Origin of the sequence: Rivularia sp. PCC 7116 (genome assembly GCF_000316665.1) — a bacterium.
GTDB lineage: Bacteria > Cyanobacteriota > Cyanobacteriia > Cyanobacteriales > Nostocaceae > Rivularia.
In genome coordinates this window covers 7,863,626-7,876,116 of the sequence record NC_019678.1, presented here as the reverse complement: position 1 = coordinate 7,876,116, position 12,491 = coordinate 7,863,626, and the positions used below count along the sequence as shown (strand labels likewise).

The following is a 12,491-nucleotide window of genomic DNA, read 5'->3' as shown; positions in this document are numbered from 1 at the left end:
ATCAGTTATTTTGTATCTATCTTACCTATCTTGTACTTATTTAAATTAGCATACTATTATAATTTCATCTTATAATATTGCTTTTCCCATCCACATTAATAAAAAATAGGAGATGATGCAATCAAATACCTAATTACTAGCATCATTACTTACAGTTCAAAATTCTCTTTGACAATTACATCTTCCAAACTTATCTGAATACTAAATTTTTTCCCAGCTTCCCCTCTAAAAGGTTTCAACTGAATGTAATTATCTTGAATTCTAGAAGTGACTTCTTGGAGAACTTTGCCTGCTTTAGAAATCAATTGTAATTTGGTATTTTGCGGTAGAAATTTTTCTCCATTCATTGGATATAATTGGGCTAAAACATGAATTTTATCCTGGCTGGACTCAGAAGCTTGATTGTTGATAGAATTTTCAGGAGATATATGAACTAACAAAGCAACTTTTTTATTACCTAAATCTATCCCTAAATCAATTATTTTTGCTTTCTTGACACTTTTATCAATATTCCTAGTGCTAAAAGCTAAACTTAATTGTGGTTGAGAAAGAGAATCTATTGCTTGCCAACCTTCATCGATTACTCCTTGCAGCCATTGGCTTAATCTAGTAGTGGTTATGCTGACAAGTTCTGATATATTTTCGCTTATTTGAGTAACTTTATTACCTACAACGGGTACGGCAAATTCCGATGCTTGTACGTAACGCTGATAGAATAACAAATGGCTCGGTTCCATATCAAACAAAGACAGCGGAATATGATAACAACCTTCATCTGCTGACAATCTTAAATTGCTTTTAATTTCTGTCAACTGCTTGTGAGTTACAAAACCTCTAATAACAACCTCTTCCTCTTCTTCCGATACCTCAATCAATACATAAAAATGGGCTGCCAATTCAGGATTTGCGATGACTTCTTGCGGTATTCTCACAATTTCATCTAATACATGCTCGGTAGCGATCGCGCAAAATTTGAACTCATCAACTTTAAGATTACCAGCAGTAGCAATTACATCCGTATCTCTAGAAATTACTTTATTCGGTAAGCGTTCTTTTAACCATTCTTCAAAAGTAATTATCGCTAATGCATTAAGATAAGTTTGCCAAGAATCATTATGGTTAATGCCTTGGGTAGAACTGATTTCTTTCGCGAAGGCAAAATGTTCGGTTTCCAACCAAACAGTTTCTGGTAAAAAAAATCTTAAATCTTGAGAATAAGTTGAGTTAGGCATGATTTTACCTCTTGTACAAAGATAACTAGATTTTAATTTAAAAAACTTATGCAGTTTATAAGATAGTATCAAGGAAATCACTGACTGCTCCCCCTTCTTTCTTTAAGAAAAGATTTCCAAAAGAGTATTGCTTCCCTCAAGATATTAAGGATTATACATTTGTAGTGCGAGCTAAAATAAACGGTTGCTTTTAACCTCCAGACAGCATGAAAACATCTCATATATTTTTTCAGTAATCTTCCACGGGGAAGCAAGCAGTGCATCCTTTTTTATATAGACGTGCAGCTACTGTAGATATGCAATTGAAAGTAGAGATTTATGTGTATTTTTATTAATATGTTGCCGAAATTCTGAAAATTTCTATTCATAGCATATTTGATTTGAGTGAAGTAGATTTGCGCGAGCAGATATGCTCCTCAGTTTGCTCGTACTGCGAGAGCCTCCGCAAGGCAACTTCTCTCCATCTCAAAAAAATTATTCTATCAAAGGTAAAAACGACTATAATCCTACCAGAAAGCGCATTTTCTGGTGGGATATAAGATGTCAGATAGGTTTCTGTGCTATCTACGCCATAATCCCACGAATTTTATCCGTGGGATTCTGGCAATAACCGTTGAATATAGGCAAGAAGTTGGTTTGCATATACACCACTCATCTTGCGATTTGTTCCAACTCTAATTTCTTCAGCAGCTTGTTGAAATATTTCCCCGTCAAGATAAGATTCGATTTGTTCGGTTAACGCCAGCAGATAATTTGCTTCTGGTGGAATTTTAGTTAAACCTTTCTCTGCGGCTTTTTTGAGAATACCCTCTAACATCTGCTCTACTGTTTTAGCCCGCACTTTTGACAAAAGTTCTCCGGGATTTAAAATTCGTCTGGCTTGATCCCAACTACTCATTCCCAATTTAGGCGCTAATTCTTTCAAAGAAATTGCCTCGGAGTAATAAAAATACAACCCTTGAATATATTTTTGGGCAAAAGGCGAATATCTTTTACTCTTCTGTAATTTCTGAATATTAGCTTCTATAACTTGCTCAATTGTTTGAGTTAAAACTGTTTGCAGGTGCAGGTGCAGAAACTGTAAAAACTCTTGCTGTTCTAAATCAACCTCATCAACAGAAAATGCCGGTAAATCGCGTCTTGTTGCATAACTACCGCTTTCGGCATCGTATATATCTAAAGATTCTCTAGTACTCCAAATATCGTAACTTCTCAACTGTAAACCAATTTGTTGAAGTTGTTCCATCAACTCTACAGGAGTGTTAATCCGAACCGGCTTTTGCTGCAAATAAATTATCATTTCCTGCAATTGAGCAGAACTAGGATCGGGACATTTTTTGTTACCTTTATTTTTTAGTTGCTGCCTGTCTCGGCGATAAACTGCATGAAAAGCTTCAACAATGTAGCGCTCCTGCTGTGATAAATCTTTAAGCTGTTTTTTTCTAATTTTATTTAAAAGTGCCCAGTCACTTAAATTCTTGAAACCAAACTCGGATAAATACTTCTTTAATTCGGTATTTTGTTTCGTTTGTAAATATACCCAATTTTCCAAACTCATGCGAGATTGTAATTCGGCATCAAAGGTTTGCAATACGGTTACTGAAAAATACTTGTATGGTGAAACTTTAGTTTGAGAATTATCATCTACCGTTAGCTGAGTTTTACCATCTTTATCTAAGACAATTAATTTTTGTCCGTCATCATTAAGAACAAAGGGTAATAATTCTCGATAAGTAAATTGCTTTTCACCGCTAAACAAAGAGTCTAATTTCTTACATGCTTTCAGTATCACTTCGGAAACATAACATCTAAGACAAAGACCTGCCAAAGCTCTTTCTCTTATTTCTACGTCATTTTCTTTACCGTTAAAACACGATAATAAAATGTTTTGTTTGTCACCTTCTTTCGTTTCAGAAAATTTGCTATGTGCAAAATCTTCAGCAGCCGTAACTAGAACTTGTTTATACCCTAACCTTTGGGCAGCAGGATCGATGCGCCAGATTTTCCAATATCTCGAAGAAGCATTCATAGTAACTGTATTACCCATTAAAAATACCTTTTTCAAACAGTCTTACTATGTATGTGGATGTTAGAATATAGTGATTATGCAAGATATAGATAGATAATTCGCACATTCTTGTTTACAATATATTAAGTATAAAATTTACAATCAACTTCTAGGACAAGAGTTTATTTATTATATATATTACTCCCAACTGTAGTTAGCTAATTTACCTAGAAAGAGCATAGTTCCTACTAAATTTACTGCCATAGTAAAACTATCATTCAAAGAGTCAGCGATAGAAATTTTTATTCTTTTTCTAGTGTTGTATATAACTTCTTGATTGCTTCCTAAATGGTTTTCACAATTTATCGATGTATTTAAAATATTTGTCTCTATCTGCGCGATCGATTTTTCTTTTGGATTTTGGATATCTAATATTTCAGTAGCGGTTTCATTCGATACAACCTTTATTTTTTGGTCAAAGTCAGCATTCTTTATTTTATCAATAATTAAATCGGAGTTGGCATTTATAACAGAATTTAAGCTTTTCCCTTGGTTGAATTGATTAGATTCTGCATGGCTCATAGTTTGTAAATCTATCTCAAACTCTAAAGGAATATTTAAGTTGAGACGCACTACTATCTTATTGTCTTGCAAGCTGTAATTTGATTTGGGTGTAGCAGACATGAGAATAAGTCCTTGCTTTTTACCGATTAATTTTGATTTTTTAAATCATAATCCACACCATCCGAATTGATTGATGGTGTGAATTTTGAATTAAGCACAGTTGAAAAATAAATAATAGGCTATGTACAAGCTACTAAATTTCTACTGACTGCATCACATCCTCATGTTGTACATTCTTATTTTCGCAATCATGTTGGGGATAGCATACGGGAGCCTTGGCTCTAACTTCGGGTTCCAATACCAAGTCGGGTTCGATAAATACGGGTAATTTTTGCTTGGTAATAGGTACTGGATTCACGTATACCGGAGAATCGATGGTGATTGGAATATTTAATTTAATCGGAATAGTGAATTCACATTCACAGTAATTTTGGTTGGTGTGATTTTGAGCGTAAGTCATCTTGAAATTACTCCTTTGGTAATAAATTGGTTTGAGTGGAATTAATTATTGGCTGGTAAAACTTCTTGCTTAGAATATGGTAGTTTCTGTTGAGAGTCGGGATAGCATACGGGAGCCTTAGCTCTAACTTCGGGTTCCAATACCAAGTCGGGTTCGATAAATACGGGTAATTTTTGCTTGGTAATAGGTACTGGATTCACGTATACCGGAGAATCGATAGTGATTGGAATATTTAATTTGATGGGAATAGTGAATTCACATTCACAGTAATTTTGGTTGGTGTGATTTTGGCTGTAAGTCATCTTGAAATTACTCCTTTGGTAATTAATTAGTTGGTGTAATCGTCTTTTCTACGCTTGTTTGACTAGTGATAGATGCTCAAAGAATTAACTCATGCACTTTTCTAATACTTAGTATTAATTCTTTCTGTTGATAATCTTTTGAATTTGTTTACTAATTAATTCATCAACCCTCGGTGGTTGGTTTACGAAAAGTTTATGGTACACAAAAGGGTACTATTTTCCCTATTTATGTTTTGCATCTGAGTTTGTAGGTTGGGTTAGACACCAAAATCAATCTTGATTATTACGAGTATCTTCCCCTATGGTGTCGTAACCCAACAAAGCCGTTACTGCCTCGAAAATATATGCCGCGTTTTGCCTCTCCAACAAGAAAATTATCTTAGTTGCGTAAGTTCTAGCTTCTCAGAAATATATATAGATAGTTCATAGTTCAGTTATTTGCTAATGATTTACGGAGCATTCATTATGCCTCCAGTTCATTATGCATCTGTCAAGATATCTTCTATAGGATGGTAATTATGCTATTTTCCCCTAAAGTATTTGCTCGATTAATATTTCTGTTTGCCGTTTCTTTGGCAACTTTACCAACAGCAAAAGCATTCGGTGACGAACTTCCCAATATAGATGAGATGATGAGCGGTTTAAACGAACCTGATAGTATACTTGTATCTTCAGACGATATACCAGTTAGATTTGAAGATTACAAAAATAGAGCGAATTCTAATAGTGAATGGGAAGTACCCATACTTAATGCAGTCTCATCAACTAGTAGCGAGAACAACAGCAGACCATTTTTTTATAATCGATGGAGAGTTCCCATACCAAACAAATTCACCTGTCCAAATCAATCCGGCACCTTAGGAGATGAAATGTAAACATACTGAGATTTGTAGTTATTGATATTGCATTTTTGGCGTTGCCGAATTCAGCTATGAATTATATCTACGTAGAGATGTAGCAATGCAGTTTCTAGAACAATGTGAAATCTTGATTTCATATTTTTATTCAGCAACGCCCAATTTCCATAATCAAACTAAGACGAAAGGTGAATCAATTCAAGTCTTGTTACCCTATTACCATCAACTATTATTTTTTGTACGCATCCTTGCAATAAAGCTTTTTTATCCTCTACCTGCAATCCTTGCCAAAATTCTGGATTAGAAAATGCCCGGATAATTCGCTCTTTAGCAATCAAATATTGCACCGAATCATTACTCGCAGTGGCTAAAGCATCAGCAATTTGTACCCTCATATCTTCTTTGGCTTTTTCAATAGCTGGATTTGATGGCAGCGCTTCTAGAGTATTCAAAGATGCTCGCAGGGTTTTTACAGATGCTGGCTCTTCTAGAACTTTCGTTTCTTTTTCTACCAATCCCGCTAATCTTTCGGCTTCTTTAACTAAATGTTCTATGACTTGTTTTTCTAGGCTATCGGAAGAAATCATTTTTTTGTTATCACAAGCACCAGTACGATAAAAACTGCATTGGTAATGATGTCTGATAAAGTTCTTTTTCTTAACTAATTTTTTGCACTGACGACTGTAAGCTGCACCGCAACGCTGGCATTTTACTAAATTTGCAAAAGGATTAGTATATTTTTGCGCGCTAGCCCATCGATTATTCCGATTACCGCGAATCATAGTTTTAATGCGCTCGTGTTCTTCATAACTAATAATCGCTTCCGAATCATGAGTTCCCCATGTAACTTCCCATTCGTCAAAAGGTTTGCGATGTTTTTTGGAACTAACAATGGTGTTATACAAGGTTCCCCCTGCATATATGGGATTAACAAGAATCGAACGCAAGCCAGAAACCGACCATTTTAAACCCGTATGGGGATAACGCAGATTTAAGCCAGTGCCACGAGATTTGTTGATATTTGATAATATAATTTTGTCTTCTTCTCCTATAATATTAACTTTCTCATCGCGGAATTTGGGTACAGCGTTTGCTTGAATTCCCAAAATATCGTGCATTTTTTTCACCGTTTGAGAAATGGTACCGACTGCCAAAAATGTGTCAAAAACTAATCTCATTAATTGCGATCGCGATAGTTGAATTTGTCCCTCAATAATGCAAACACAGGGACTATCATCCCTCTTATATTTATCGTTTTCAACTTTATATCCTAAAGGAGCATTCCAATGAGCCTTTTTATTTACTTTTCGAGCATCTCTTTCTTTTTTTACCCGCATTCCTAACATTTTAACTTCATATTTACTCGCAGCTAATCTGACATCAATTGTCAATTCTCCACCAATACTTGAAATATCAAAAGGCTCATCAATTGCAGTCGGCTCTATACCTTTTTTTTTCAAAGCATCCATCAACCGATAAAAAGTCATTGATGATGATGTTAAACGGTCAATTCTGATAAATAATAGTTTAGATACTTTGCCTTTTGCCAATACATTAATGTCTTCAATTAACCGTAAAAGCCCTTTACGCTTATCGCTGGTACGACTTTCAACGTCATAATATAATTTCGTCGCTCCCGCACTCCGCAAACGACGCATTTGTTTAATCAATGCTCCTTCATCGTCTGCTTGCTCATCCGTGCTAACGCGAGCATATCCCCAAACGTCCATATAGTAAACCTTACAGCGATATTTGATATTACATTATATTTTACCTGATAGTCAGCATATTAGTTCTTTACTGTTCACCGAGCCAGTTGACTTCATGATTGGTAACTCCTACGGTAAGTACTTAGAGCGCGATACCAAGACTCCTTTGATCAGAGTTGGTTATCCTATCATGGATCGTCACAATCTACACCGCTACGCTACCATTGGTTATGAAGGTACAATCAACCTAATTACCTGGGTTGTAAACGCAATCTTTGAGGAAATTGACCGCAACACCAATATTCCTTCTAAGACAGATATCTCCTTCGACTTAATTCGTTAGAAATTGAATTAACGATAGGCTCCTGTCGCCTGCCTTTTATCTAAAAGGTAATGGTAATTAAGGATGAAGTATAAAGGCTCAAGTATGAATTATTAATCTTTTTCATCCTTCATTCTTTATACTTCTAAACTCCTTTTTTACCATTTTATTTTAATTGTGGACATGAAAAATTGGTAATTGGTAATTGGTAATTGGGCGTTGGGAATAGAAATAAAAATAATTCCATCAATAAATAAATGTATTGCTTTCTATAAGATTATCCCAAATGAATTATAAACAATTTATAATCCATAATTATTTAATAATTGAGTTTTAAATTAATTTTTGAAACTAAATTTATTTTGCCTATTTCCAATACCCATGCCCCATTCTCAAAATAATAATTAATACTTCAATATCAACCAAAAAAGATGAAAATCACTCAAGGTAAAATCAACGAACTGTTAACCGAACCAGGATGCGAACATAATCATCAAAAAAATGGAGAGAAGAAAAATAAAGCTTGTAAACAAGTAGCACAACCAGGAGCAGCCCAAGGAGGTTGTTCTTTTGATGGAGCAATGATTGCTCTAGTTCCGATTACCGATGCCGCTCATTTAGTACATGGTCCCATTGCTTGTTCCGGTAATTCTTGGGGTAGTCGCGGTAGTCTTTCCTCCGGTCCGATGCTGTACAAAAAAGGCTTTACTACCGACTTAACTGAAAACGATGTTATTTTCGGTGGTGAGAAAAAGCTCTATAAAGCTATCAAACACGTAAAAGAAAATTACAATCCTGAAGCAATATTTGTTTACTCCACTTGTGTAACAGCTTTAATTGGTGAAGATATCGATGCTGTCTGTAAAGCAGCTGAGAAAAAAGTTGGTATTCCGGTTATTCCTGTAAATGCACCTGGATTTGTTGGTAGTAAGAATCTTGGCAATCGTCTGGCTGGAGAAACTTTATTAGAATATGTTGTTGGTACGGGAGAACCAGAATACACCACTCCTTACGACATCAATCTGATTGGTGAGTATAATATTGCTGGCGAAATGTGGAATGTTACGCCACTATTAGAAAAATTAGGCATTCGGGTATTAAGTAAAATTACTGGTGACGCTCGTTACAAAGAAGTATCTTACGCTCACCGTGCCAAGTTAAACGTAATGATTTGCTCCAAAGCCTTGATTAACATGGCTAGAAAAATGGAGGAGCGCTACGGCATTCCTTATATAGAAGAATCTTTTTACGGTGTAGATGACATCAACCGCTTTCTGCGAACTGTAGCAGCAAAATTGGGAGATGCTGATTTACAAGAGCGGACTGAAAAACTAATTGCGGAAGAAACTGCAAAATTAGATGAAAAATTAGCTCCCTATCGCGCCCGGTTAAAAGGAAAAAGAGTTGTACTTTATACCGGTGGTGTAAAAAGCTGGTCTATTATTTCGGCTGCTAAAGATTTAGGAATGGATGTTGTTGCTACTAGCACTAAAAAGAGTACCGAAGAAGACAAAGCCAAAATTCAAAAGTTGCTTGGTAAAGACGGCATTATGATGCCTAAAGGTAATCCTCAAGAATTGATACGAGTTATTGGCGAAACCAAAGCAGATATGCTGATTGCTGGTGGTCGAAATCAATACACTGCTCTTAAAGCCAGAATTCCATTTTTAGATATTAACCAAGAACGCCATCACGCTTACGCAGGTTACGACGGTATGGTAAACATGGCAAGAGAACTAGACGAAGCCCTCTACAGTCCAGTTTGGCAGCAAATACGTCAACCTGCTCCTTGGGAACAGTTCGCAGTGAACAGCGAACAGTTAGCAGTGAACAGTTAGGAGTTATTTATCTATTTTGTTTAACCTTTAAATTTCAGTAATGGGAGCATCTCGCTCCCTGCTGTCTCTTTGAATTCCCTATTCCCTACTCCAATTTAAAACCTTTGACTTTTGATCTTTAACCTATTTATTAATTCCAATGGCTATAGTAGCGACTCAAAATAAACCAGTTATAGTAAATCCTCTCAAGCAAAGTCAGGCTTTAGGTGCAGCTTTAGCTTTTTTAGGGTTGAAGGGTATGATACCACTGTTGCACGGTTCCCAAGGATGTACAGCTTTCGCTAAAGTGATATTGGTAAGGCATTTTCGAGAAGTGATACCTCTTTCCACTACGGCGATGACGGAAGTCTCTACAATTTTGGGTGGAGAGGATAATGTCGAGCAAGCAATTCTAACTTTGGTGGAGAAAGTAAACCCTGAAATTATTGGTCTTTGTACTACGGGGCTGACGGAAACTAGAGGGGACGATATGGAAAAAATCCTCCGAGAGTTTCGTCAAAGTCATCCTGATTTAAACGAGTTACCAATTTTATTAGTCTCCTCGCCAGATTTTAAAGGAGCATTGCAAGATGGATATGCTGCTGCTGTAGAAAGCATGGTTACTCAGCTTCCCCAGAAGGGGGAAATTAAACCCAATCAAGTAAATATCTTAGTTAGTTCTGCTTTTACTCCTGGAGATTTGCAGGAAATCAAAGATATTGTTAGTGCTTTCGGATTAGTTCCTATTGTTGCGCCAGACCTTTCCGCTTCATTAGATGGTCATCTAGATGATTCATGGAGTCCGATAACCGGCGGTGGTACGACTGTGGTGCAGTTACGTAAAATGGGCAGTTCGGCTTTTACTATTGCGATCGGGGAGAGTATGCGGGGTGCTGCTGAAATTTTAGATAAGCGCTTTGCTATTCCTTATGAATTGTTTAGCGAGCTAACTGGACTAGATGCTGTAGATAACTTTTTACAAGCACTATCAGATGTTAGTGGCGTTAGAGTTCCAGATAAATATCGTCGCCAACGTCGTCAATTACAAGACGCTATGCTCGATACTCACTTTTTCTTTGGTCGCAAGCGAGTATCCTTAGCATTAGAACCGGATTTGCTGTGGTCTACTATTAATTTTTTGCAATCAATGGGAGCAGAAATTCAAGCCGCAGTTACTACTACACGTTCTCCTTTACTAGAAAAACTTCATCTTGAAAAAGTTATTATTGGTGACTTAGAAGATTTTGAACAAGTAGTAGAAGGTTCGGATTTATTAATTGGTAACTCTCACACTTCGACAATTGCCAGAAAATTTAATATTCCTCTTTATCGCCAGGGTATCCCTATTTATGACCGTTTAGGTATAGGTCAATATACTAAAGTTGGTTATCGGGGAACTATGCAAATTTTATTTGACATTGGCAACATCTTTTTAGAAGAAGAGGAAATGAGTGTAAAACACGGTCATTGAGTTAGTTGTTAGTGGTTAGTGGTTAGTTGTTAGCTGTTAGTAATTTAACCTTTGACCTTTGACCTAATTAAAAGGAGCAATTATTTGTAATGAAAATAGCTTTTACTACGAGCGATAACTGCCATATTAATGCTCATTTCGGGTGGGCAAAAGAAATTGATGTTTACGAAATTTCAGATGAAGGTTATAAGTTTTTAGAGACTCTTTCCTTCGGTGGCGAACTCAAAGAAGATGGTAACGAAGATAAATTAGTACCTAAACTAAAAGCTTTAGAAGATTGCACGATTGTATACGTTAGTGCAATTGGAGGTAGCGCTGCGGCTCGCTTAATTAAAAAGGGTGTGACTCCAATTAAAGCACGTTCGGAGCAAGATGAAATTAAAGATGTTTTAGAAAGATTGGTGCAAACTCTTAAAGGAAGCCCCCCACCTTGGTTGCGTAAAGCTTTACAGAAAAAAGACCGTAACTTTGAAGATGAATTAGAAGAGGATGCAACTGTATGAATACCAGCAATAGTGTAAATGGAACTGCAACTAGCGATGTATTAAGTTCTGCTTTTATTCAGGCTTTAGTACAACAAATCCGGGGTTTAGATACTTACGGAACTTATAAAAAATGGTCGGATGATTTAATTCTTAAACCCTACGTTGTCAGCAAACAAAAGAAACGCGAAATTTCGGTTGAGGGTGATGTAGATCCGATGACGATATCGCGGATTAATGCTTTTTACCGTGCTATAGCAATTCGTATCGAGCAGGAAACTGGTTTGCTATCGCAGGTTGTCGCCGATTTGAATCATGAAGGTTTCGGCTGGGTATTAGTATTTTCTGGTCGTCTTTTACTAGTTAAAAAGACTATGCGCGATGTCCATAGATTCGGTTTTTATTCTTTGGAAAAACTAGCCGAAGAGGGAGACAGTTTAGTACAGAAAGGCGTTGAATTAGCGACACGTTTTCGCGAAGTAGGAGAACTTTAATTTGAGAGATTAATAAGTAATGAGTAATGAGTAATGAGTAATGAGTAATGAGTTAGTAAAAATACATTATTAATTACCCATTACCAATTACCAATTACCAATTACCCATCCCCAATGCCCAATGCCCAATGCCCAATTCCCAATTCCCAATTCCCAATATCAGGAGATGTCTATGGCTCAAACAGAAGAAATCACAAATATTGAAGATTTAAAAAAAAAGATAAAGCGTCTAAATAGTAAAGCAGGTCAAATGAAAATGGACTTGCATGATTTGGCGGAAGGTTTACCTACCGATTACGAAAATCTTATGGGAGTAGCTGAGGCTACTTACAAAATTTATTGTGAATTAAATGACCTTAAACAGCAATTGAAAAATATGGAGCAAGCATAATGAGTAAAAGCTTGGAAGATTTCAAGAAACTAGTCAATACAGAAGACTATTTTCAATTTTTTGATTTAGAATACGACCAAAAAGTCGTACATGTAAATCGTTTACATATCCTGCAAAAATTTTCTGAATTTATTAACGAAATTGATAAGAATAATTCAGAACTTAATGAAGAGGAAAGATTAGGTAAATATCGCGAAGCATTAGAGAGTGCTTATCAGGTATTTATAGAGTCAACACCCCAACAAGAAAAACTTTTCAAAGTGTTTCACCAGAAGCCAAAAAATGTAGTCAAGCTGACAGAAATTGATTCGGATTAGGAGGT

Annotated in this window: 13 protein-coding genes and 1 pseudogene; 8 read left to right on the top strand and 6 right to left on the bottom strand. The window is 36.1% G+C overall.

Annotated elements, in window-relative coordinates:
• Window positions 1-149 precede the first annotated feature (149 nt).
• From RIV7116_RS30120 to RIV7116_RS30100, 5 genes are all read right to left on the bottom strand, one after another.
• A complete protein-coding gene (locus RIV7116_RS30120) occupies window positions 150-1,232 on the bottom strand; it encodes a DUF1822 family protein (RefSeq protein ID WP_015122126.1) in 1,083 nt (360 codons plus the stop codon).
• A 586-nt stretch (window positions 1,233-1,818) separates the two neighbouring features.
• A complete protein-coding gene (locus RIV7116_RS30115; RefSeq protein ID WP_015122125.1) occupies window positions 1,819-3,279 on the bottom strand; it encodes a hypothetical protein in 1,461 nt (486 codons plus the stop codon).
• Window positions 3,280-3,438: 159 nt separating this feature from the next.
• The gene (locus RIV7116_RS30110; protein WP_015122124.1) at window positions 3,439-3,924 is read right to left on the bottom strand and encodes a hypothetical protein; all 486 of its coding nucleotides are present in this window, start codon (window positions 3,922-3,924) and stop codon (window positions 3,439-3,441) included.
• A gap of 133 nt (window positions 3,925-4,057) precedes the next feature.
• On the bottom strand, window positions 4,058-4,324 hold the full coding sequence (locus RIV7116_RS30105; RefSeq protein WP_015122123.1) for a hypothetical protein: 267 nt from the start codon (window positions 4,322-4,324) through the stop codon (window positions 4,058-4,060).
• A gap of 41 nt (window positions 4,325-4,365) precedes the next feature.
• On the bottom strand, window positions 4,366-4,626 hold the full coding sequence (locus RIV7116_RS30100) for a hypothetical protein (RefSeq protein WP_015122122.1): 261 nt from the start codon (window positions 4,624-4,626) through the stop codon (window positions 4,366-4,368).
• A gap of 518 nt (window positions 4,627-5,144) precedes the next feature.
• Between RIV7116_RS30100 and RIV7116_RS30095 the strand changes: the two genes are divergently transcribed.
• Window positions 5,145-5,501: a hypothetical protein gene (locus RIV7116_RS30095; RefSeq protein WP_015122121.1), complete on the top strand. Its 357-nt coding sequence runs from the start codon at window positions 5,145-5,147 to the stop codon at window positions 5,499-5,501.
• Window positions 5,502-5,659: 158 nt separating this feature from the next.
• On the opposite strand, the gene xisF is transcribed toward RIV7116_RS30095, so the two are convergent.
• Window positions 5,660-7,213: a fdxN element excision recombinase XisF gene (xisF, locus tag RIV7116_RS30090; RefSeq protein WP_015122120.1), complete on the bottom strand. Its 1,554-nt coding sequence runs from the start codon at window positions 7,211-7,213 to the stop codon at window positions 5,660-5,662.
• Between the two features lie 46 nt (window positions 7,214-7,259).
• On the opposite strand from xisF, the pseudogene RIV7116_RS30085 reads away from it, so the two are divergent.
• From RIV7116_RS30085 to nifW, 7 genes and pseudogenes are all read left to right on the top strand, one after another.
• A pseudogene (locus tag RIV7116_RS30085) lies at window positions 7,260-7,535 on the top strand (nitrogenase component 1); the annotation flags it as partial.
• 410 nt (window positions 7,536-7,945) lie between these two features.
• Window positions 7,946-9,352 carry a nitrogenase iron-molybdenum cofactor biosynthesis protein NifE gene (gene nifE / locus RIV7116_RS30080; RefSeq protein ID WP_015122119.1) on the top strand — a complete coding sequence of 469 codons (1,407 nt, stop codon included), beginning with the start codon at window positions 7,946-7,948 and terminating at the stop codon, window positions 9,350-9,352.
• A gap of 139 nt (window positions 9,353-9,491) precedes the next feature.
• Window positions 9,492-10,802, top strand: a complete 1,311-nt coding sequence (gene nifN, locus RIV7116_RS30075; protein ID WP_015122118.1) for a nitrogenase iron-molybdenum cofactor biosynthesis protein NifN — start codon at window positions 9,492-9,494, stop codon at window positions 10,800-10,802.
• Window positions 10,803-10,891: 89 nt separating this feature from the next.
• Window positions 10,892-11,305, top strand: coding sequence for a nitrogen fixation protein NifX (nifX, locus tag RIV7116_RS30070; RefSeq protein WP_015122117.1), 414 nt, complete (start codon window positions 10,892-10,894; stop codon window positions 11,303-11,305).
• Entirely contained in the window at window positions 11,302-11,778 is a 477-nt protein-coding gene (locus tag RIV7116_RS30065; RefSeq protein WP_015122116.1) for a NifX-associated nitrogen fixation protein, read from the top strand. The genes nifX and RIV7116_RS30065 overlap by 4 nt, the downstream gene beginning before the upstream one ends.
• 172 nt (window positions 11,779-11,950) lie before the next feature.
• On the top strand, window positions 11,951-12,169 hold the full coding sequence (locus tag RIV7116_RS30060) for a CCE_0567 family metalloprotein (protein ID WP_015122115.1): 219 nt from the start codon (window positions 11,951-11,953) through the stop codon (window positions 12,167-12,169).
• A complete protein-coding gene (gene nifW, locus RIV7116_RS30055; RefSeq protein ID WP_015122114.1) occupies window positions 12,169-12,486 on the top strand; it encodes a nitrogenase-stabilizing/protective protein NifW in 318 nt (105 codons plus the stop codon). The genes RIV7116_RS30060 and nifW overlap by 1 nt, the downstream gene beginning before the upstream one ends.
• Window positions 12,487-12,491: the final 5 nt, after the last annotated feature.

Coding starts and splice junctions, on each gene's coding strand:
- nifW (WP_015122114.1), top strand. CDS start 12,169: ATGAGTAAAAGCTTGGAAGATTTCAAGAAACTAGTCAATACAGAAGAC.
- nifX (WP_015122117.1), top strand. CDS start 10,892: ATGAAAATAGCTTTTACTACGAGCGATAACTGCCATATTAATGCTCAT.
- RIV7116_RS30100 (WP_015122122.1), bottom strand. CDS start 4,626: ATGACTTACAGCCAAAATCACACCAACCAAAATTACTGTGAATGTGAA.
- RIV7116_RS30065 (WP_015122116.1), top strand. CDS start 11,302: ATGAATACCAGCAATAGTGTAAATGGAACTGCAACTAGCGATGTATTA.
- RIV7116_RS30105 (WP_015122123.1), bottom strand. CDS start 4,324: ATGACTTACGCTCAAAATCACACCAACCAAAATTACTGTGAATGTGAA.
- RIV7116_RS30110 (WP_015122124.1), bottom strand. CDS start 3,924: ATGTCTGCTACACCCAAATCAAATTACAGCTTGCAAGACAATAAGATA.
- RIV7116_RS30115 (WP_015122125.1), bottom strand. CDS start 3,279: ATGGGTAATACAGTTACTATGAATGCTTCTTCGAGATATTGGAAAATC.
- RIV7116_RS30060 (WP_015122115.1), top strand. CDS start 11,951: ATGGCTCAAACAGAAGAAATCACAAATATTGAAGATTTAAAAAAAAAG.
- nifE (WP_015122119.1), top strand. CDS start 7,946: ATGAAAATCACTCAAGGTAAAATCAACGAACTGTTAACCGAACCAGGA.
- xisF (WP_015122120.1), bottom strand. CDS start 7,213: ATGGACGTTTGGGGATATGCTCGCGTTAGCACGGATGAGCAAGCAGAC.
- nifN (WP_015122118.1), top strand. CDS start 9,492: ATGGCTATAGTAGCGACTCAAAATAAACCAGTTATAGTAAATCCTCTC.
- RIV7116_RS30120 (WP_015122126.1), bottom strand. CDS start 1,232: ATGCCTAACTCAACTTATTCTCAAGATTTAAGATTTTTTTTACCAGAA.
- RIV7116_RS30095 (WP_015122121.1), top strand. CDS start 5,145: ATGCTATTTTCCCCTAAAGTATTTGCTCGATTAATATTTCTGTTTGCC.